Raw genomic sequence first — 18,977 nt, forward strand, 5'->3', positions numbered from 1 at the left:
CACATGAGCAATCAGTCAGCCGTTGGCAACCGCACCATCAACCCTGCGTCGCTACCCAAGCCGTCCGGCTACGCACACGGGATTTTGGCCGGAAACACGGTCTTCCTGGGCGGCCAGACCGCCCTGGACAAGGACATGAACATCGTCCCGGGCGGGATTGTCGAGCAGTTCCGCCAAGCATTTTCCAACGTGCTGGCCACGCTGGAGGAAGCAGGCGGGCGCCCCGAAGACCTGGTCAGCGTGACCATCTACCTCACCGACGTAGACGACTACCTGGCCAACGGCCGGGAAATTGGGCGGCTCTGGCGGGAAATGGCCGGCACTGAATATCCGGCGATGGCCGGCATCGGCGTCTCCCGGTTGTGGCAGAAGGAAGCGCTGATCGAAATCCAAGGCACCGCGGTGATCCCGGAGCGCTGAGTAAAAACGCAGAGCCACGCTGTGTGGGAGGGCGGAATTTTCCGCCCTCCCACATGTTTTCAGCCGTGGCCGACCACACCCCCGGCAGCGCCGGCGGTCAATGCCCCTTGAATGCCTCGGCAAGCCACCAGGCACCGCCGTCGGAGGCGATCCGCGCATCTATCACCAGCGGCTCCGCCCGAGGGCCCTCAAGCCACGCCGAAACCGCTGCCACATCGTCCAAGCCGGTAACGGTTATCGCCTCGGCCCCGTAGCCCCTGGCTATCGCGGCGATGTCCACGAGCGGAAACCGGACCACCTCAAGATCCTCGTCGTCTACGTCGAAGTGATGGACTTCGGCCCCATAAGCGGAGTCGTTGTAGACGATGACCACCAGCGGAATCCGCTCCCGCACTGCTGTCTCCAGGTCGGCGATCGCCATCAGGAAGCCGCCGTCCCCGGTGCCCAGGACCGGCAGGCGGTCCGGGCGGGCTGTGGCGGCCCCGATGGCAGTCGCGAGCCCGAGGCCAATGGATTGGAACGCCTGGGTGAAGCAGAATCCGAATTCGTCCGGCACAGACAGGTAACTGCTGGGGTAACCCATGAAGTTTCCGGAGTCGATGGACACCAGCCGGTCAGCCGGGAGGATCTTGTCCAGCTCCCGGCTGATGACCCGGGGGTCGATGGCCTCATCAGTGGACAGGTCTTCTATCGCCACGGAGTTCCAGCGGGCATGGGCGGAGATCTGCGCGGCCATCTCCTGGGTACGCAGTCCGGCGGCCCGGTAGCCCTCGGCCTGCAGCACTTCCAGTACGGCCTGGGCCGTCTCGGCGCTGTCACCTAGTACGCCCAGTTCGATCGGCCGGTTGGCGCCGAGAGCCGAATCCTCCACATCGACCTGGGCCACCAGCGTATTCGCCCCAATCAAGGACCCGTGCCGCATGGTCCACATGTTCAGTGCGCAGCCCCAGCCGACTATCAAGTCCGCGCTGCCAATGGTTTCCGCGGTGAAGGGGGAGGAAAATCCTCCGGATATTCCGAGATTAAAGGGATCTCCGGCGAAGAGCCCATGTGCCACCGCGGAGGTTGCCACCAGCGCCCCGGAGGCTGCGGCAAGTGCCGAAATCTGCGGACCGGCTCCACGGGCGCCGCGTCCGGCGACAAAGACGGGACGCTGAGCGCCGCGAATCAATTCGGCCAACAGGGAGACCGATGCGACGTCCGGACGGACGGCCTGCGGCAAGGGGAGAGGTTTAACATCGGGCAGGTCGGCAGACACAGCCGCCGCCTGGATATCCGTGGGCAGCGACAGCACCACCGTCCGGCGTTCGTTGACAGCGGTACGGAAGGCGCGGACGGTGTCCGCTACGGCGCTCTCCGGCGAATGGATGCGTTCGGCGACGGCACCGACGCTTCGTGCCAAGGCATCTTGGTCGATCTTGAAGTTGGAACGGATGGCCGAGGCCGCCGTATCCGCTGTCAGCACGATCATCGGAGTGCGGCTCTTAGCGGCTTCCCCGATTCCGGTGACGGCATTGGTCAGCCCGCAGCCTTGGTGGGTAGAAGCAATGCCCACCCTTCCAGACATCCGCCCGTACGCGTCGGCCATGGTCGCTGCGCCAGCTTCATGCCGGGCGGCGGTGAACGGGACGCCGTAGCGGCGCAACGCCGTGGTCGCAGTGAAGTTGCCGCTGCCCACTACCCCAAAAACGTGGCCCGCCCCCAGACGTGCCAGGGTGTAGCCGACGAGCTCTGCGACGTTGACGGGTGGACGGGCGTCTGCTTGCGGGCGTGCCTGTCGGCGGTTGTTGGTCGTAACGGTCAAGACGTATCCCTCCATAGACGGGGCCAGGCCAGCTCGGCGATGGTCCCGCAGTAACCATGAAATGACGGAAATGCCTCGGCTCCGGCTCGGCTTCGAGGCATTTCCGCGCTCAGCAGTACGGCTAGCGGACGCTCGCGTCGGCAGTTTCGCCGCCTGGCTCCGTCGACGACAACGCTGGTGAAATGCGTTTCGGAATCAGCGCAACTGCTACCGCTGCGATAACGGCGACTCCGGCGAAAATGATGAAGTTCCACTCGAAAGGCAGTGCGGCGCTTCCGATCCATCCACCAATCAAGGGGCCCGAGATGGCTCCGATGCGAGCGAAGCTCAACGCCCAACCCGTGGCGGTAGCCCGCATATTTGCGGGATAGTAGTCGGCAATGTAGCCGGTCAGCACCAGCGAGGTAGAGATGGAGCCGATACCGGCGAACGCGACAAACAGGAGATTGACCACCATGTTCCCGGGGAATATCAGCAGAAGAATGCCCAAACCCCCGAGGAGGTAGAAGACCACCAGAATGAGCTTCTGACCGTACCTGTCTGCAGCCTTGCCCAAGGCCAGCCCTCCCGCAGCGGAGGCGAGGCTGAACACCAGCAGGAAGGTCAGAGAGGAACCGAGATCGTAGCCGGCGGATTTCATGATGGAAGGCAGCCAGGTGTTCAGACCGTAGACCAAAACCATGCCGCAGAAGAGGGAAATCCAGAAGAATACTGTCGAGCGCAAGTACCGGGAAGAGAACATCGTCGTAATGGTCCGCCACCAGGGGTCGGCCTTGCCTTCTTCGACTGGCTTCGTTGGCACGGTCGGAACATAGGGAGCTATCCCCAATCGGCCGGCCAGAAGCTCAGCCTGCCGCCGCTTGCCGCTGGCCTCCAGATAGTCCAGCGACTCCGGCAGCAGCTTGGCGATAATCGGCAAGAGTAGAACCGGGACGGCGCCGATTGCGACCACCCAGCGCCAACCGGCCACCGGGAGCAAGAAGAGCGCCATGAGCGCCGCGGCAACGATGCCCAGCGAGTAGCCGGAGTACATGAGTCCGTAATTGTACGAACGCTTTTTCGGAGCCGAATACTCGATAGTCAGCGCGGCGGCCACGGGAATGACGCCGCCCATGCCAAGGCCGCCGATGAGTCGGAAAAGACCGAAGATTTCCGGCGTCGGAGCGACCGCGGCACCTGCTTGTGTCAGGGTGAAGATGACCATTGAGACCAACAGCATCTTTTTGCGGCCGTACATATCGCTAAGGGTGCCGATAAACAGGGCACCGATGAGCATTCCGACCAGGGCGTAGGCTCCGAGTCCGCCGAGCTCCAACGGCGTAAGGTCCCAGGCACGGTACTCCGCGAGCGCCGGCAGGACCGCACCAAGGACGCCGACATCGTAGCCTTCGGCCAGGATGGCCAGCCAGCAGCAAAAAAGCACCGTCTTCGTTGCCTTGGGCGGCACTCTGAAGGCGGGTGGGGACGTAGTTTCCATTCGGGTCTCAATTCATCATTCGGGACGAAGTGGGCGAGTGCTCTACGGGACGGGCAGGACTGCCGTTATGCGGTTCTTCTGCGCCGCCCACGACATATGCTGACATTTTTACGAGCGTCATACTGGCACAACATAACACAGGCCTGTGACAAGCGTCACCAGGTTTCGGCAAATAAATCTTTGAGGACGAGAAGACATCACGCCGGTCTCGGCTTGCAACCGGTCGGCGGGGCCGGCAGAAGCCTCAGCCGCACAGCGTCCCAGCGTTCTGCGGCGATTGCCGTCCGGATTCAGGCCGCTGCGTCGTCAGCGACCAGCGACTGGGCATGGGCCTCGGCCAGAGGGCCGATCAAGCGATGAACTCCGAAAAATGTTTGCCGCGCGTTCGGGCCGCGCCAACCTTCAGGCAGATATTTCAGCGGCAGCCCGGGATCCCGATACGGCAGTCGCCGCCACAACGTCAGCATGGGCACGTAGTACCGGAAAGCGTCCCGTTTGGTTTCGGCATCCGCCGCGGCCAGCGCCAGAGCGGCGTCGTCACCGACGCGCTCCGTCCACGCTGCCAGCGATCCGCCGTAGTAGTCCAGGAATTCATCGATTTGAGCCGCCAACGCGTCGAGGTCCCACCACTGCGCCACCTTGGCTCGCATATCCGGCCCTTCCGAGTACTCACCCGTGAAGAATTCCACGTACTCGGCCAAACCGCGGTCTTCGAGCCGCCGCCGGGCGCTCTCCCGGACCGCGGCCGGAGCGATCCAAACCCCCGCCGACATGGACCCGAAACCCAGCCGAGCCAGTTCGGCGCGGAGTTGGTGCCGGCGATCGCGCATCGACTCCGGCACCGAGAAAATCGCCAGCACCCATCGACCTTCCGGCTCCCCGCGGTGTGGCGCGAAAATGCGCTCATCGCCTTCCTGCACTATCTCCAGCGAGCGCGGCGACAGCTCGTATCGCGCCGCTCCACCGCTGCGAACGCTGTTGAGCACACCCTTGGCCTTCATGCGCGAGACCGCCGAACGCACCCCCGGGGCGTCGTGCCCCAGGTCGCCAAGCATATCGATCAGCACCGACACGGGCAGCGCGGATCCGCCTCGCCGCCCGTACAAGCCGTAGATGGTGAGGATCAACTGCTGGTGCTGCAGTTGGGGCGCTGGAATCTCCATCATGCCTTCAGGATTCCCGCACCAGCCGACTGCTTGCCGGCACCGCAGATGGCGGCGCGCATGTGGTCGGGCCACGGCTGCGCGCCGCCGCTCTCGGCCGGTACGTAAACAGTAGTGAAGGTTCCGTGGGCCGCCAGACCGCCCGGCGACTTCCCGTGCGGCTGGCCGTGGACCTCGAACGCGAACGTCAGGGATGTCCGGCCCAACTGCTGCACGGACAACCGGGCGGTCACCCGCTGGCCGAACCACAGCTTGGCCCGGTAGTTGATCACCTGCTGCACGCGCGGGGCGCTGGGGAAGTAATCGGGCAACTGCAGCCGGCGGAACAGTTCGGCCTCAGCAGCCTCCACCCACCGCATGATCACGGAATTGTGCTGGTGGCCGGCCGCGTCGGTATCGACCCACTCAACGGTCCGTTCGATGCTGACCTCCGGCAGGCCGCCGTCATTCCGCTCCATGGTTCTCCCTTCGCTGCAGACCACATCCATCCTATGGCGCAACGGTGACGGAGCGCCCTGCCTGGTCGATAGACGACGGCGGCCTTCCGCCGTTCAGCCGTTGAACACGAACCGCTGCTGCAGCCGATTTGCCGTGCGGTCCGGGTTGAGCATGATCACGCTCAGGATCCCGACCGCGACGAGGTAGATGCCGATCATCCAGAATGCCGAGTTCATCCCCGCGGCCAGCCGAGCGGCCATCTCGCCGGTATCGGCTGCACCCCTGGGGCCTATGACATAGCCGGCACGGTCCATCAGCCAGCCGACCATCGCCGGAGCGATCACGCCGCCGAGCGAGGCCAAACCGGTCAAGGTGGCCATCACGGCGCCACGCTGCTTGGCACAGACGCTGAAGGCCAGGGCCGTCGGAGCCAGCGGAAAGACCAGCGCCAGACCCGCGCCAAGCGTCACAAAGACCACCGCTGCCGGGCCGCCAACCTGCGGCAGCACCAGGAAACACACACCCGAACACAGCAGCGATGCCCCGAACAGCGCCCCGAGTGCCCAGCGGACGGTCACACCGCGCTGCATGAGGAACCGGGACGTGTAGCCGAGCACCAGCAGCGCCAGCGCGCCGAGGACCCAGGGGAATGTGGAGACGAGCCCGATCATCTCGGGAGAAAGCTCGACCACCGAAGCAAGGTATTTGGGCGACCACGTGGTCAGGAACCCCTGCGCCCAGAAGCAACCCGCTCCCGCCAAGACAGCAGCAACGAACATACGAGTGCCGAGCACACGTCGGATCGGGACTATCTTGAGCAGGTCCGAACGGTCAGCGATACTTGCGGTCGCGGGAGCGGGCGCTGTTCGCTCCTCTGCCGCCGCCGCAGCAACAACAACTGGCTCCTCGCCGCCCGGCTTGCCAGACTCCGATTTGGCAGTGTGGCTATAAGGGCCTTCGCGCCCTATGAACAGCCAGGCAAGCGACCAGAGTAATCCCACGATTCCCAGAAACCCGAACGCCCAGCGCCAGCCCAGATCCGGATGCGCGATGATCCAGGCCAGCATCGGCGCTGCAATGATGGGCCCCAGCGTGGAACCAATGGCGACCAAGCTACTGGGCAGCCCCCGCTCCTTGGCGGGGAACCAGCCGTGGACGTGCTGCAGGCTGATGGGAGTGGCCGGGCCTTCTGCGGCGCCCAGGATAATCCGGGTTACCAGCAGGACGGCCGCGCCGCCGCCGAAGAGCATCGGGAACTGCAGCACCGCCCAGGAAATACCCATGGCCAGCAGGATCCAACGCGTCGGCACCTTGCCGGCCAGGAAGCCCACGGCCACGGCAGCTGCCGCGAAGAGAAAGAAGAAGGCGCTCCCAATAAAGCCGAACTCACCGGCGCTCAGGTTGAGCTCCTGCATCACGGGCGCTGCAACCAAACCGAGCACGGCCTTGTCCGCGAAGTTGATGATCTGAAAAACCACCAGCGCTCCCGTGACCAGCCAGGCTCGCCGATTCATTCGTCCATGCCGGACCGCGGCCCGGAGGGTATGCGGCGGGATCAGCTCCTCTTGCCCGGTCGCCTGCCGGGCCTGCTGCGCGCTCATGCCCCCACCTCTACGGTCTCGGCTGCGGCAACAGCCTCCGCTGCCCCAGCCTCGGGCGGTGCACCAATCGGAAACTGCGGCGGCAGAACGAAGACGTCGTTATCCTCGGCCACGTCTACCGATCCATCGAAGTCGGCGGCAGCGGCATCGCGCATTTTCTGCGTGTCGGCTGCGCCGGGCGTGTTCGGCACAACGTGGTGCAACACCAGCCGCCCCACACCTGCACGTGCGGCAACTTTGCCCACCTCGGTGTATGGGGTGTGCGATTCACGCAGGTGAATTTCTATGCCGTTGCGGGTCGGCCCGTCCGGGAAGGTCGCGAGGATGGCTTCCAGATCCATCACCTCGTGCAGCAGCAGCTCTGCACCCTGCGCCAGCCGGATGCAGTTCTCCGAATAGGCTGTATCGCCGGATATCACCACCGACCCGTACGCCGAGTCGAAACGGTAGGCGAAGGCCGGGAAGCACAGCCGGTGGTCCACCAGAATGGCGCTGACGGCAACTTTGTCGTCCCGGTAGATCTCGAAGGGCTCCATCTCGGGATGCCGGTTGTGGACAGGGTCTGCAGCCGCCGATGCTGGTATCTCAATATCTGCGGCAACCACCCAGTCGTTTGGGTCGGCGCGCCCTTCATCGGTCATCCGGATGCAGATATCAGACGCGAAAACCTTGTCCAGCAGCGCGCCCACCATCTCGCGGGTACCTGTCATGCTGCGGTTGCCGAACCGGGCGCTGATCTGCCCGGCATGCTCGTCATCGAGAGCCGGCACGCGCTCCGGACGGCCCGGACCCAGAATCTGGATCTGCCGACTAAAGGACTCCCCGGGGACCTGCCAACCCGTAACCAGGAACGAGCCCAGGTCGTACACGTGATCGGAGTGGTGGTGGGTCAGGAAAATTCCCCGCAGTTCGCCCCAAGTGGAACTGGATCGATAGTTGCGGATGCTACCCATTCCACAGTCCACCACATAGACAGCGTCGTCTACGCGGATGGCGGTGCTGGTTCCGGCGCGACTGCTGGAGACGATCGGACCGCCTCCAGTTCCGAGCGTATGAACGCTCATTCCGTGCGGTGTTGTAGCCATGTGTGCCCTCTTTCCTTCGGTAGGTGGGCGGGAAATGAGCCGCCCGAGAGAATGATGTGGCGGCGGCGTGGCGCGCTCCGGTTATGCGGCCCCCGAAGCGTGACACACATCATATGGAGCTATTTTTGCGATCGCAATACCTATTGCATATTCATCCTCAGCCTGCCATGCTGACTGCACAGTTCGTTCAACGAAAGGAGCCGCCATGCAGGCGCAACAGGATCAGGAAATCGTTCTGGGAGACCTGCCCAAGGGCATCACTCTGGCCAGCGAGGCCATGGGTAACAAAACCTGGAACGTCCTCGGCCACACCTACTTGGCCAAGTCGGAAAGTGCCACCAGCTTTGCGTGGCTGTCGTTGGATCCCACCGGAACCGGCGTGCCGCCGCACGTCCACCCCACCCAGGACGAGCACATCTACGTGATGGAAGGCGTCTATACGCTGTACCTCGACGGCGAGTGGACCACCGCGGGCCCTGGCGACACCGTCCGCATGCCCCGGGATCTGCCGCACGCTTACTACAACAAGGGAGAGACCCCGGGCAAGGCTCTCTTCTGGGTCAGCCCGTCAGGCCGGCTGGCCCAGCTGTTCGACCAACTGCACAACCTCAGCGATCCGGAAGAAGTTGTCCGCCGATCGGCGTTGCACGACGTAAACTTCCTGCCCGAGGGCAGCGTTCCCGGCGCGTAAACTCCCGCTCCGGAGCGGCCGGGAAAGTCCTGAACAAACGACGCCGGTGCCCTGCTCCCGCAGCAAGGGCACCGGCGCCGGTGCTAATCGGGCACAGCGGAAACCGTGCCAGCTCAGCGAAATGCCCCTGCCGCCAGCTTCCGTGCGTGGTCGGCGGCCGGAGCACGAAGGATGCGGTCCAGGGTTAGGAAGACTTGTTTGGCTTGCGGTGCTTTCCAGCCTTCGGGCATGTATTCAAAGGGCAAGTTCGGGTCTCGGTAAGGGAACCGTCGCCACTGAGTGAGCATTGGCACGTACAGGCTGAAAGCCTCGCGCGGAAGCGGCTTTTCACCTTTTGAACTCCGCCGCTGCCACTCGTCAGCCACCGGCGAGTAACAAGTCAAGAAATCCTGATACTGACGCTCGAGCAGGGCGAGGTCCCACCACTGTTGCACCTGCTCGCGGACATTGCCGTCTTTAAGGTAGCTTCCAGCAAAGTACTCCGTGTAGCGGTCCAGACCGCGGTCAGCAAGCCGGCGCATAGCCTGCTCCATCACAGTAGCCGGCGCGACCGCCACGCCTGCCGCCACGAACCCGAAGCCCAGGCTGGTCAATTCCGCGCGCAGTTCGTACCGGCGGTTTCGCTCGGCCTCCGGCACGGAAAACACCACCAAGGCCCAGGGGTCTTCCGGCCGTGAACGCTCCGGTGCGAAGATCCGCTGGTCATCGGAATGGAAAATATCCAGAACGCTTTCGGAGAGTGCGTATTCGGACACTCCGTCGGTCCGCCGACCGGACAGCACGCCCTTTGACTTCAACCGGGAAATCGTCGACCTCGCTGCTTGGCCGTCCACGCCCAGGTCCGCCAACATGGCCACCAACACAGAGACCGGCAACCACCCTCCAGCGCCTCCCGCGTAAAGACCGTAGAGCGTGACCAGCAATTGCTGCAGCTGCGGGCGCTGCGTCCGTGGCGCCATGGCGGGAATTGGGTCCTCCTCGTGAATGCGCACCCCTCATATTCCGTGCGTCTCCCATCCTAAGTCGCTGGCCCTTTCGGCTGCGCCCGGCGACAGCGGCGGTTTGATAGCTGATCATCCCTCTGGCACTTGTTTTCAGTGGCGGCCAGGAATCATGGCGGCTGATTGTCTATATGGGCGCGGGCATGATTCTCATTGCCGCAGACCGACGGCGATCATGCCGGCCTTCTTCCCGGAGCAGTTCCCGGCCCGCGTTCGGACCATCGGCATTGGCCTGCCTTACTCTGTTGCCGCAGCGCTAACCGGCGGAACCGCGGCGTACCTGCAGACTTGGCTCTACTCGGAGGGTATGCCGCGGGCCTTCGATATCTATTTGATCCTGCTCTGTGCCCTGGTGCTGGTCGCGGCGATCGCATCTCCGGAGACCAAAGGCAAGGATCTAGCCAGAGACGATGAGGCTCATCGCTCACGTGAGGTCGCGGCTTGTTAGAACACCTGCCGGTGGCCCACCCGCGACGGCGCCCGGCCTGCTGATGCAGACCGGGCGCCAAGGGCGAGAAGAAAGTCCTGCTGCCCGAAGCCCATCGCTCGATGACCAGAGTGAACACCGCCAGGCCCGCTGCCTGTGCATCTCCGTCGTGCACAGTCAGTGCTCCCTTGGCCGCGAGGCTATCCTGCCGAGCCGATCGCGCAGCTCCGGAAAACCAACCGACACCGTCACCCATAGTGCTTGCTCATCGACTCGGTCAAAGTGATGCACGAAGCAGCCCCTGTTCCTGGCTGCCTGCCGCCAGATCGGGTCAGTGAAGGTCTCGGGTTCCGCGGTAACGAGCCTCTTGCACAGGTCTCCGACACGGTTGCACAAAGCCTCAAAGGCCAGACGAGGCGCTGAATCGGAGTCGAACGCTTCTCGGCCCCGGTTCACGAGCTCGGCCGCCAGATCCAGGTTGACCGCCAGGTCTGCCAGCCATCGTTGCGTGCGATCGGGAAGGTCTGTCACAGTGGCACAGCTTCGGCCAAGATCGTCGCGTCGCGGCGGGGATCGAGCACACGGCGGGAGATGACATCCACCGGGCGGGCGACCAGCTGCTCCATATCCTCGGCGAACTGCGCCAAATCGAACAGACTCGCGGCATCCTGCGGATCGACCACTAGATCCAGGTCGCTGTCCGGCTTTTCTTCCCCGCGGGCGGCCGACCCGAAGACAGCGACAGCCTCAATTCGGTTGAGTGTGGCCAGACGGGAAATCAACCGGCGCCGCTGCCTGAGGAGTTCGAGCAACGGCATCGATTCGCCGCCCCGGCCGGCGTCCATGCTGCGGTAGAGGCGGATCGGCACAATCGCGGCATCAGCTTTTCGATGGGATCCAACGAGTACGTTGCGCGCACCCGGGACGGTTCGGAAGTGCCGCAACGTTGCCGGCAAGGCTGCGCGAGCCTCAGCTACGGTCAGGACGTCAGCGTCCGGCTGAACATTCAGTTGGTCTGCAGCAGCCTTCAGCTCATTCCGCATAAGGCCAGCCTAGTTTCGGCAGTGGAAGATGAACATAAATCTGTACATCCTTCAAGTCGCAGAGCACTGTCGAGAACGTGTCGGAGAGGCTCCAGCCGCCGAAGCTGGGCAATATCGCGTCCTGCTCATCCACGAACTCGCCCCTCGGACCCTAAAGCAGGACTCGGATCACCGCGTCCGATGCATCTGCAGCCCCTCGAGCAGCGTATTGATGCCGAAGAGGAACGCTTCGCCGTTAGTGTCGGAATCAGGGCCCGGTTCCAGCAGGCCGGATCGGGCAAGCTCGGCCCGGGTCTGCTCCTCCGCCACCGCGCCGAGGATGTAGTGCGTCAGGCTCTTCGCCCCCCAGCGCGCGTGCAGCTCGCTCAGTCCACTCTCAGCCAAGAGCGCGGTCATCCCATTCAGCGGGGTGAGGGACTCCGGCGCCAGCGCCTGCGCGAGGGAAACGACGTCCGAGCCGTCGCGCACGGCAAGGAGCGCCGCGCGCAGATCCTGCGCGGACCGCCGCACGGCACCCTCCGGGTCGCCGCCGGCGTCGCCCACTTCTACGGGCTCCAGAATTCGCTCGGCCAACACCACCAGCAGTTCCTGCTTGTTCTTAATATGCCAATACAGCGCTCCGGGCTGCACGCCGAGATCGCGCGCAAGCCTGCGCATCGAGAGATCGGCCAGACCGTACGAGCGCAAAATTTCCAAGGCCGTATCGACAATCTTCTGGCGCGTCAGGGCCACGTCGGCCTCCGTCCTCTCCGTCTCCAGCCGATGTCACGTTATCGCGTCCATCATGCACCATCCTTGACAACCACTCCTGCCCCACCCACTATTGAACGGTGTTCAATTCCTTCCAAGATCTGGCCGACCGGCAGCTGGCCGGCGGCACCCTCACGCGCGACGATGCGCGTGCCATCCTCGCTTCCGACGACTCACAGCTGCTGCAGCTGACTGCGGCGGCAGCGACGCTGAGGCGGGCCCACTTCGGCAACACCGTCAAGGTGAACTACCTGGTGAACCTCAAGTCGGGCCTCTGCCCGGAGGACTGCACCTACTGCTCGCAGCGCCTAGGGTCGGCCGCCGAAATCCTCAAGTACACCTGGCTCAAACCGGAAGAGGCCGCCGAACAGGCCGCCAGCGGCATCCGCGCCGGCGCCTCCCGGGTCTGCCTCGTGGCCAGCGGCAAGGGCCCCACGGACCGGGACGTGGATCGAGTGGCCAACATGGTCGCCGGACTCAAGGACGAGCATCCGCAGGTGGAGGTCTGCGCCTGCCTGGGCATCCTCAAGGACGGGCAGGCAGACAAGCTCAAGGCCGCCGGAGTGGACGCCTACAACCACAACCTGAACACCAGCGAATCCAACTACGCCGACATCTGCACCACCCACGAATACGCAGACCGCGTTCGCACCGTCAACCATGCCAAGGACGCCGGCCTCTCCCCCTGCTCCGGCCTGATCGTGGGAATGGGCGAGAGCAACGAAGAGCTGATCGACGCGGTCTTCGCCCTGCGAGAGCTGGGGACCGACTCGATCCCGGTTAACTTCCTGATGCCCTTCGAGGGCACCCCCCTGGAGGGCACCTGGCTGCTCACCCCTGCACACTGCCTGCGGATCCTGGCGCTGGTGCGCTTCGCCTGCCCTCCCACCGAACTGCGGATGGCCGGCGGCCGCGAGATGCACCTGCGCTCGCTGCAGCCGCTGGCCCTGCACGTGGCCAACTCGCTCTTCCTCGGCGACTACCTGACCAGCGAGGGCCAGGCCGCGAAGGCGGACCTGGAGATGATTGCCGACGCCGGCTTCACTGTTCTGGCTCCCGCCGGCCCGGTGCCCGCTGCGGCCGCTGACGACGACGGCGCACCGACAGAGATTTCCATCCGGCGCCGTGGCGCGGGGACGGAGCTTGCCCCCAATGCCTGAGGCAGCGCTGTCCGGCGCTGCGCTGCTTGCGCGTGACCGCGGCCTGCTCTGGCACCCGTACGCCCCGCTGGACGGCCCCACGCCTTACGCGGTTGCCGCCGCGGACGGTGTGCGGCTGCAGTTGGAAGCCGCGGACGGGGCGCGGTTCGAGGCGGTCGATGCCATGAGCTCTTGGTGGTCCGCCATCCACGGCTACCGGCATCCGGCCCTCGACGACGCAGTACGCCGCCAAGTGAAGCGGTTCAGCCACGTGATGTTCGGCGGCCTCACGCACGAGCCTGCCGTCCGGCTGGCCGAGCAACTGGCGGAGCTGGCCCCAGATCCGCTGCGGCACGTGTTCTTCGCGGACTCCGGTTCAGTCTCGGTGGAGGTCGCGCTGAAGCTGGCCATCCAGTACCAGGCCGCAGCCGGGCGGCAGGGCCGGCACTCGTTCCTGGCCCTGCGTGGCGGCTACCACGGGGACACCTTCGGTGCGATGAGCGTGTGCGATCCGGTGGACGGCATGCACTCGGCCTTCCCATCCCTGCCGGTCCAGCATTTCCTGCCCCGGCCGCCGGCCGCGCGGCTGGACGGCGGCGGCAGCCTGGTCTCCGACGGCGCAGCGGTTGCCGCCTGGACCGCGGCATTGGAGGCCGCCGTCGCCCGGCACGGGCACGAGCTGGCCGGGATCATTGTGGAACCAGTGCTGCAGGGCGCCGGCGGAATGCACGCCTACTCGCCCGAATGCCTGCAGGCCCTGCGCCGGGTGGCCGACGCGCACGGGCTACTGCTCGTCTTCGACGAAATCGCTACCGGCTTCGGCCGCACCGGCAAGCTCTTCGCCGGCGAATGGGCAGGGGTGGTCCCGGACGTCATGTGCGTGGGCAAGGCCCTCACCGGCGGCTACCTGACCCTGGCCGCGGTGCTGTGCTCCACGACGGTCGCGGACGTCATCACCGCCTCCGAATTCCGGGCCCTCCTGCACGGGCCGACCTTTATGGCCAACCCGCTGGCATGCGCGGCGGCCTTGGCCTCGCTTCAGCTGCTGGAAAGCGCCGGTTGGCAGGAGCAGGTGCGAGGCGTCGAAGCTGGCCTGCGCGCGTCCCTGGCCTCGGCATCCGGCCTCGGGTCCGTCCGGGACGTGCGGGTGCTCGGCGCCGTCGGCGTCGTCGAACTCCACGACGCGGTGGACGTCCCGGCCTTGACCCGCGCGGCCCTGGCGCACGGGGTCTGGGTGCGCCCGTTCCGCAACCTCGTCTACACCATGCCGCCATATATCTGCACGCCGGCTGACGTGGCGGCGATCGGCGCCGGCATTAGTGCCGCCGTTAAAGAGGTGCATGGCTGATGGGCTCCATGCAGGACTGGCTCGCCGCCCAGGCCCGAGTGCGCGCCCGGCGCGGCATCATCCGGCACACGGTGCCGCGGACCGGCACCGTGCTCGACCTGGCCTCCAACGATTATCTGGGCCTGGCCGCGGACCCCCGGCTGCAGGCCGCCGCCGTCGCCGCCGTCGAACGTTACGGCACCGGCGCCCGCGCTTCCCGCGTGGTCACCGGCACGCACGCTGTGCACGAGGAGCTCGAGGCCGAGTTGTGCGCGCTCACCGGCCGCCCCGCGGCGCTGGCCTTCTCCAGCGGCTACGCCGCGAACCTGGGCATCCTCACCGCTCTCGGCGGCCCCGGAACCCTGCTTCTGACCGACGCGCACATCCACGCCTCGCTGATCGACGCCGCCCGGCTCTCCCGCTCCCCTGTCGAGGTTCTCCCGCACGGCGACCTGGATGCCTTGGAGCAGCGGCTGGCCTCGCGCAGCCAGCCGCGCGCCGTCGTCGTGATCGAATCGATCTACTCGGTGCTCGGGGACGCCGCCGACGTGTCCGCCGTTGCGCAACTGTGCGCCGGCCACGACGCGCTGCTGGTGGTGGACGAGGCGCACGGGATTGGCGTTGCCGGCCACGGCCGGGGCGCCGTCTACGCCGCGGGGCTGGCCGGAGCGGAGCATGTGGCGGTTACTGCCACGCTGTCCAAGGCCCTGGGCAGCCAGGGCGGGGCGGTACTCGGCTCCCTCGCTCTGCGCGAGCATCTGGTCAATACGGCGCGGAGCTTCATTTTCGACACCGGGCTGGCCCCGGCCGCGGCCGCTGCTGCCGCGCAGGCCTGCCGCATCATTGCCGACGAGCCGGAGCGCGTGGCCGCCGTCGGCCGCAACGCGGCGCTGATCGCCGCCGGTTTGGGCATCGAGCAGGCTGATGGCGCGGTGCAGTCCGTGCCCGCCGGCTCACCGCGGTGCGCCGCGGAACTGGCCGCCAGGCTGGAGGACGCCGGCGTGCTGGTCGGCTGCTTCCGTCCGCCGAGTGTGCCGGACGGGATCTCGCGGCTGAGGCTGACCGCCCGCGCGGACCTGGCCCCGGAGCAGTTGCGGAACGTCACCGACCTTATTAATACGCTGCTATCCCACATGGAGGTGCCCGCGTGAGCCAGGGCCCGAGCTATCACGTGATCAGCGACCCCGAGCAGGTCCGCCAGGTGCTGCGCCGGGTGGATGATTTCCTGCCCAGCAACGCCTTGACCTCGGTGGTGCCGCTGAGCCCGGCGGCACTGCGGATCCTGAGCCGCAGCCGGTTCGCCCTGCCGCCGGTGCTGGCCTCGGCCACCGGGGAGCTGCACCGGACGGTGCGTTCGGTGGTAGCAGGGTTCTTCACCCCCGCCAAGGTCGCCGTCATCGGCCCGCGGGTGCGCGAACTAACGCGCAAACATGCCGAAGCCGCCGCCGCGGAGATCGCGCACGGCCCGGTGGACCTTGCCCGGGCTGTTGGCGCCCACATCCCGCCGGTGATCATGCAGGAACTGACCGGCTTCCAACTGCCGGACCTGGAAGTGCTCAAGGGCTGGAGCCGGGATTCACTGGAACTTTTCTGGGGCTGGCCGGATCCGCAGCGTCAGGTGGAACTCGCCGAAACCGCCGCCGAGTTTTACACCTGGCTGCGGGCCGAGGTCATCGCCAGCCACGGGCGCGACAACCTCTTCGGCGCACTGCACGCGGCCGGGCTCCGGACCGCCGAGGTCTGCTCGCTGGGCTACTTCCTGCTCATCGCCGGGCAGGAAACCACCGCGCTGCTGATCGGCACAGCCTTGTACCGGGCGCTGCAGGATCCGGCTTGCTGGCAATCGCTGGCCTCCGGCGGCACTGGATCAACGCTGGTGCGCAGGGTGCTGGCCGAGGAACCATCCGTGCACACCTGGCGCCGGGCCGTCCCGCGCGACACCGTCCTGGACGGCACGGCGCTGCCCGCCGGATCCGAAATCCTGCTGGAACTGGCCGGCCACCACCCGCCCGATGCTGGCCCCACGGCCTACTCGCTGGCCTTCGGCTACGGGCTGCACCGCTGTCTGGGGGCGAGGCTGGCCGAACTCGAAACCGTCCTGGCCCTGGAGGAAACAGCCCGCGCCCTGCCTGATATACGGCTGATTGGGCCGGAACCTGACTGGCTGCGGCTGTTGTCCTTCCAGGCGCCCCTGTCCGTCACGGTGGAAGCCGCGTCACCGGAAAGGAGCAACCGGTGAGGCACCCTGACGCGGGCCTGCCCGCCCTGCCCCGGATCCTTTTCGTGACCGGCACGGATACCGGCGTGGGCAAAACGATGACGACGGCGGCGCTTGCGGCGGCGTTGTCTGCCGGTTCCCGCGCGGCTTCCGCGCGCAGCGGCCGCCCCTCGGTCGCGGTCTATAAACCCGTCCAAACGGGCGTTCTGGAGGAGGATGCCGGGGACATCGAGGAAGTCCGCCGGCTGGCCGGGATCGACCACGTCTTAGAAGGTGCCCGGCTCCGGTTACCGATGGCGCCGGTCGCCGCAGCCGCCCGGGAGGGCGCTTCCCTCCCCAGACGTGTGCAGCACACCGAGACCATCCGGGGGCTAGCCGAGGATTTCGATCACGTGCTGGTGGAGGGGGCCGGCGGACTGCTCGTCGAACTCGAACCGGGTTTTTGCCTCGCGGATCTGGCTGCTGGCTTCATCGACGGGACATCGACGGCCGGCGCCCGCGACAGCCAGCGAACGGCGGGCATCGTCGTCGTGTGCCGCAGCGGGCTCGGGACCTTGAACCACACCCTGCTTACCCTCGAGGCACTTCAGCGCCGATCAATTCCCGTCGCGGGGCTAGTGATCGGCGCCTGGCCGCAGGAGCCCACCGACATTGAGTTGGACAACCAACGGTACCTGAGCGATCTTCCCGTTCCGTTCCTAGGGAAGGTCCCTGCGGGAGCCTCGGCCCTGCATCCGCAAGAATTCCGCGCCCTGGCTTCCGGATGGTTCGGCGGATCGGACTTGGCCTAAACATCTCCACCCGGCAGTGCGCCGTCGCGGCGGAGTGCTCGGCGTTGCGGTCCAGCACGGCCAGCACATGCTCGGCCAGTTCCAGCGTGGGGCAGCGTCAGGAGTACTGGATCTGCGCCACCCGCGCCGGCAGGTTGTCCGCCGTCGACCGCGCGGAGCTTAGGATCGCGTCCGAGCCGCTTCAGGCATCGAAGCTGCAGCCCAGACGTACAACTGCGAGTTCCGTTGCTCAAGTAGTCCCCGGTGCTGCAGGTTCGGAGCGATAAGCTCGCGCGTCAGACAGTTATTTGGGCCGGGCGGCGAGGGCTTCGGCGAGCGCGCTGGCAGAGGCTTTGCTGCTGTCGATGCGCCAGTCGGTCTCCTTGTTGTAGTGGAACCAGACCAGGGCTGTGATGTCGGGCTGCTGGGACAGGTAGTAGACAAGGTCCTTGTTCCACGCTGCCTTGGAGCCGCCCTCTTCTGCGGAGGCTGTTTCGGCGATGAGGATGGGCTTCCCCGGGGCCAGTGACCGGAGCTGTCCGAGACCGTCGGCGAAAAGCGCCCACGGCGGGGTCCACGTGCTCCACGCTGCGGAGGTTCCCCAGTTGTACCCGTCGAGGGCAACCGCGTCCACGTAGCCCGCGCCGGGGTAAAGCCCGTCCATGAGCGTTGATCCGGCATAGGGGACATTCGGGTTCCACACCCACGTGATGTTCTGGGCACCGGTGGAAGAGACGACGTCGTGAACGTGCCTCCAAGCGGCGGCGTAGTCCCCGGCCGTGTTGCCGTTGATACCTTCGGACCAGGGGTACCAGTTGCCGTTCATCTCATGGCCGAAGCGCAGCATCACGGGGTGGCCCCACTTAGCCAGAGCCGTGCCCCACTCGCGCAGATAGGGGTCGAAGTCCCCGGCGGTGATCCGGTCCAGTGAGTAGGCGGGCTGTTCGGTGCCGCCGCCCCAGGTCCATGGCTCCCAGGTGAGTAAGGTGACCGCACCGCGGATGCGGACCGCTTCCAGTTCTGCGATGGGCGGGGCTTGGTTGAAGTCCTTGTAGGAGAGGATGATCGATGGAGCTTCGCCGACCAGGGCAGCGGCTGTGTCAATTTCGGCGGAGGCCAACGGTCCGCCCGGCGTTCCCAGGCCGAAGCGAAGCGGCGCCTTGCTGATCGATGGCGCGGTGGGGGCGGGAGACTGCTGGGGCTGCGCCGGTTCCTCCTGCGTCACTGAGGGGCTGCTGTAGGTGAGCGTGAAGGGAGCCGATGCGCGGGTGGCCCCGGCTTTAGCCTCGATGAGGACAGTTGCCTGCTCGGCCGCAGGTATCACCAACGCCGTTTGGAAGTATCCGGAGGCACTGGTGACGAACTTGACCGGTTCAGTTCCGCCGGTGACAGTTCCGGAAGACTTCTTGGGGAAACCCGTTCCGGTGACCGTTACCGAAGTTCCTGCCGGCCCCGACGAGGAGCTAAGCGTTATCGCGGCCGTGGCTGCCTGCGCCGGGGCAATCCCGCCTGACATCAGCGCGAGTGCGACCAGGATTGGAACCATCAAAACGTTTAACGTCAGACGCATGGGAGGACTCTCTAGTGGGAGAAGGCGAGACAGGGAAGAGCAGTGGCGGAAAT

19 protein-coding genes are annotated in these 18,977 nt (G+C 65.9%); 8 read left to right on the plus strand and 11 right to left on the minus strand.

The window, feature by feature from the left end; all coding sequences use genetic code 11:
• Nucleotides 1-3: 3 nt before the first annotated feature.
• The gene (locus AC5RV3_RS10970; RefSeq protein ID WP_494122154.1) at nucleotides 4-420 is read left to right on the plus strand and encodes a RidA family protein; all 417 of its coding nucleotides are present in this window, start codon (nucleotides 4-6) and stop codon (nucleotides 418-420) included.
• Between the two features lie 97 nt (nucleotides 421-517).
• Here the strand turns inward: AC5RV3_RS10970 and AC5RV3_RS10975 are convergent, their stop codons facing one another.
• From AC5RV3_RS10975 to AC5RV3_RS11000, 6 genes are all read right to left on the minus strand, one after another.
• Nucleotides 518-2,224, minus strand: coding sequence for a thiamine pyrophosphate-binding protein (locus AC5RV3_RS10975; protein WP_494122155.1), 1,707 nt, complete (start codon nucleotides 2,222-2,224; stop codon nucleotides 518-520).
• 121 nt (nucleotides 2,225-2,345) lie between these two features.
• Nucleotides 2,346-3,701 (minus strand): MFS transporter, encoded by a 1,356-nt coding sequence (locus AC5RV3_RS10980; protein ID WP_494122156.1) that lies wholly within the window; start codon nucleotides 3,699-3,701, stop codon nucleotides 2,346-2,348.
• Nucleotides 3,702-3,991: 290 nt separating this feature from the next.
• Nucleotides 3,992-4,867 (minus strand): PaaX family transcriptional regulator, encoded by an 876-nt coding sequence (locus tag AC5RV3_RS10985; RefSeq protein ID WP_494122157.1) that lies wholly within the window; start codon nucleotides 4,865-4,867, stop codon nucleotides 3,992-3,994.
• Complete coding sequence (locus AC5RV3_RS10990) at nucleotides 4,864-5,322, minus strand: acyl-CoA thioesterase (RefSeq protein WP_494122158.1); 459 nt, start codon at nucleotides 5,320-5,322, stop codon at nucleotides 4,864-4,866. The genes AC5RV3_RS10985 and AC5RV3_RS10990 overlap by 4 nt, the downstream gene beginning before the upstream one ends.
• A gap of 93 nt (nucleotides 5,323-5,415) precedes the next feature.
• Nucleotides 5,416-6,903: an MFS transporter gene (locus AC5RV3_RS10995; protein WP_494122159.1), complete on the minus strand. Its 1,488-nt coding sequence runs from the start codon at nucleotides 6,901-6,903 to the stop codon at nucleotides 5,416-5,418.
• A complete protein-coding gene (locus tag AC5RV3_RS11000; protein ID WP_494122160.1) occupies nucleotides 6,900-7,988 on the minus strand; it encodes an MBL fold metallo-hydrolase in 1,089 nt (362 codons plus the stop codon). The genes AC5RV3_RS10995 and AC5RV3_RS11000 overlap by 4 nt, the downstream gene beginning before the upstream one ends.
• 205 nt (nucleotides 7,989-8,193) lie before the next feature.
• Between AC5RV3_RS11000 and AC5RV3_RS11005 the strand changes: the two genes are divergently transcribed.
• Nucleotides 8,194-8,679, plus strand: a complete 486-nt coding sequence (locus AC5RV3_RS11005) for a cupin domain-containing protein (protein WP_494081791.1) — start codon at nucleotides 8,194-8,196, stop codon at nucleotides 8,677-8,679.
• A 113-nt stretch (nucleotides 8,680-8,792) separates the two neighbouring features.
• On the opposite strand, the gene AC5RV3_RS11010 is transcribed toward AC5RV3_RS11005, so the two are convergent.
• Complete coding sequence (locus AC5RV3_RS11010; protein ID WP_494122161.1) at nucleotides 8,793-9,671, minus strand: PaaX family transcriptional regulator; 879 nt, start codon at nucleotides 9,669-9,671, stop codon at nucleotides 8,793-8,795.
• A 184-nt stretch (nucleotides 9,672-9,855) separates the two neighbouring features.
• Here AC5RV3_RS11010 and AC5RV3_RS11015 point away from each other — a divergent pair, with 184 nt between their 5' ends.
• Nucleotides 9,856-10,128, plus strand: coding sequence for a hypothetical protein (locus tag AC5RV3_RS11015; protein ID WP_494122162.1), 273 nt, complete (start codon nucleotides 9,856-9,858; stop codon nucleotides 10,126-10,128).
• A gap of 506 nt (nucleotides 10,129-10,634) precedes the next feature.
• Here AC5RV3_RS11015 and AC5RV3_RS11020 read toward each other — a convergent pair.
• The 3 genes from AC5RV3_RS11020 to AC5RV3_RS11030 are packed head-to-tail and all read right to left on the minus strand — an operon-like array spanning nucleotide 10,635 to nucleotide 11,882.
• The gene (locus AC5RV3_RS11020) at nucleotides 10,635-11,150 is read right to left on the minus strand and encodes a nucleotidyltransferase family protein (protein ID WP_494122163.1); all 516 of its coding nucleotides are present in this window, start codon (nucleotides 11,148-11,150) and stop codon (nucleotides 10,635-10,637) included.
• Nucleotides 11,140-11,283 carry a hypothetical protein gene (locus tag AC5RV3_RS11025; RefSeq protein WP_494122164.1) on the minus strand — a complete coding sequence of 48 codons (144 nt, stop codon included), beginning with the start codon at nucleotides 11,281-11,283 and terminating at the stop codon, nucleotides 11,140-11,142. The genes AC5RV3_RS11020 and AC5RV3_RS11025 overlap by 11 nt, the downstream gene beginning before the upstream one ends.
• Before the next feature lie 35 nt (nucleotides 11,284-11,318).
• Entirely contained in the window at nucleotides 11,319-11,882 is a 564-nt protein-coding gene (locus AC5RV3_RS11030) for a TetR/AcrR family transcriptional regulator C-terminal domain-containing protein (RefSeq protein WP_494122165.1), read from the minus strand.
• Nucleotides 11,883-11,980: 98 nt separating this feature from the next.
• Between AC5RV3_RS11030 and bioB the strand changes: the two genes are divergently transcribed.
• Genes bioB through bioD form a run of 5 tightly spaced genes read left to right on the plus strand, consistent with a single transcriptional unit; the run spans nucleotide 11,981 to nucleotide 17,375 of the window.
• Complete coding sequence (bioB, locus tag AC5RV3_RS11035; RefSeq protein ID WP_494122166.1) at nucleotides 11,981-13,060, plus strand: biotin synthase BioB; 1,080 nt, start codon at nucleotides 11,981-11,983, stop codon at nucleotides 13,058-13,060.
• Entirely contained in the window at nucleotides 13,053-14,387 is a 1,335-nt protein-coding gene (locus tag AC5RV3_RS11040) for an adenosylmethionine--8-amino-7-oxononanoate transaminase (protein ID WP_494122167.1), read from the plus strand. The genes bioB and AC5RV3_RS11040 overlap by 8 nt, the downstream gene beginning before the upstream one ends.
• Nucleotides 14,387-15,517 carry an 8-amino-7-oxononanoate synthase gene (locus AC5RV3_RS11045; protein ID WP_494122168.1) on the plus strand — a complete coding sequence of 377 codons (1,131 nt, stop codon included), beginning with the start codon at nucleotides 14,387-14,389 and terminating at the stop codon, nucleotides 15,515-15,517. Before AC5RV3_RS11040 ends, AC5RV3_RS11045 begins: the two co-directional genes overlap by 1 nt.
• On the plus strand, nucleotides 15,514-16,605 hold the full coding sequence (locus AC5RV3_RS11050; protein ID WP_494122169.1) for a cytochrome P450: 1,092 nt from the start codon (nucleotides 15,514-15,516) through the stop codon (nucleotides 16,603-16,605). Before AC5RV3_RS11045 ends, AC5RV3_RS11050 begins: the two co-directional genes overlap by 4 nt.
• On the plus strand, nucleotides 16,602-17,375 hold the full coding sequence (bioD, locus tag AC5RV3_RS11055) for a dethiobiotin synthase (RefSeq protein ID WP_494122170.1): 774 nt from the start codon (nucleotides 16,602-16,604) through the stop codon (nucleotides 17,373-17,375). The genes AC5RV3_RS11050 and bioD overlap by 4 nt, the downstream gene beginning before the upstream one ends.
• A 283-nt stretch (nucleotides 17,376-17,658) precedes the next feature.
• On the opposite strand, the gene AC5RV3_RS11060 is transcribed toward bioD, so the two are convergent.
• Nucleotides 17,659-18,924 (minus strand): glycoside hydrolase family 26 protein, encoded by a 1,266-nt coding sequence (locus tag AC5RV3_RS11060; protein WP_494122171.1) that lies wholly within the window; start codon nucleotides 18,922-18,924, stop codon nucleotides 17,659-17,661.
• Between the last annotated feature and the right edge of the window lie 53 nt (nucleotides 18,925-18,977).

This window comes from Arthrobacter sp. Y3221114 (assembly GCF_059092625.1).

What these genes read in the sequence shown, in the direction of transcription:
- AC5RV3_RS11005 (WP_494081791.1), top strand. Translation starts at nt 8,194, where the DNA reads ATGCAGGCGCAACAGGATCAGGAAATCGTTCTGGGAGACCTGCCCAAG.
- AC5RV3_RS10985 (WP_494122157.1), bottom strand. Translation starts at nt 4,867, where the DNA reads ATGATGGAGATTCCAGCGCCCCAACTGCAGCACCAGCAGTTGATCCTC.
- AC5RV3_RS11060 (WP_494122171.1), bottom strand. Translation starts at nt 18,924, where the DNA reads ATGCGTCTGACGTTAAACGTTTTGATGGTTCCAATCCTGGTCGCACTC.
- AC5RV3_RS11000 (WP_494122160.1), bottom strand. Translation starts at nt 7,988, where the DNA reads ATGGCTACAACACCGCACGGAATGAGCGTTCATACGCTCGGAACTGGA.
- AC5RV3_RS10970 (WP_494122154.1), top strand. Translation starts at nt 4, where the DNA reads ATGAGCAATCAGTCAGCCGTTGGCAACCGCACCATCAACCCTGCGTCG.
- AC5RV3_RS10995 (WP_494122159.1), bottom strand. Translation starts at nt 6,903, where the DNA reads ATGAGCGCGCAGCAGGCCCGGCAGGCGACCGGGCAAGAGGAGCTGATC.
- AC5RV3_RS10990 (WP_494122158.1), bottom strand. Translation starts at nt 5,322, where the DNA reads ATGGAGCGGAATGACGGCGGCCTGCCGGAGGTCAGCATCGAACGGACC.
- AC5RV3_RS11045 (WP_494122168.1), top strand. Translation starts at nt 14,387, where the DNA reads ATGGGCTCCATGCAGGACTGGCTCGCCGCCCAGGCCCGAGTGCGCGCC.
- AC5RV3_RS10980 (WP_494122156.1), bottom strand. Translation starts at nt 3,701, where the DNA reads ATGGAAACTACGTCCCCACCCGCCTTCAGAGTGCCGCCCAAGGCAACG.
- AC5RV3_RS11040 (WP_494122167.1), top strand. Translation starts at nt 13,053, where the DNA reads ATGCCTGAGGCAGCGCTGTCCGGCGCTGCGCTGCTTGCGCGTGACCGC.
- AC5RV3_RS11015 (WP_494122162.1), top strand. Translation starts at nt 9,856, where the DNA reads ATGCCGGCCTTCTTCCCGGAGCAGTTCCCGGCCCGCGTTCGGACCATC.
- AC5RV3_RS11020 (WP_494122163.1), bottom strand. Translation starts at nt 11,150, where the DNA reads ATGCGGAATGAGCTGAAGGCTGCTGCAGACCAACTGAATGTTCAGCCG.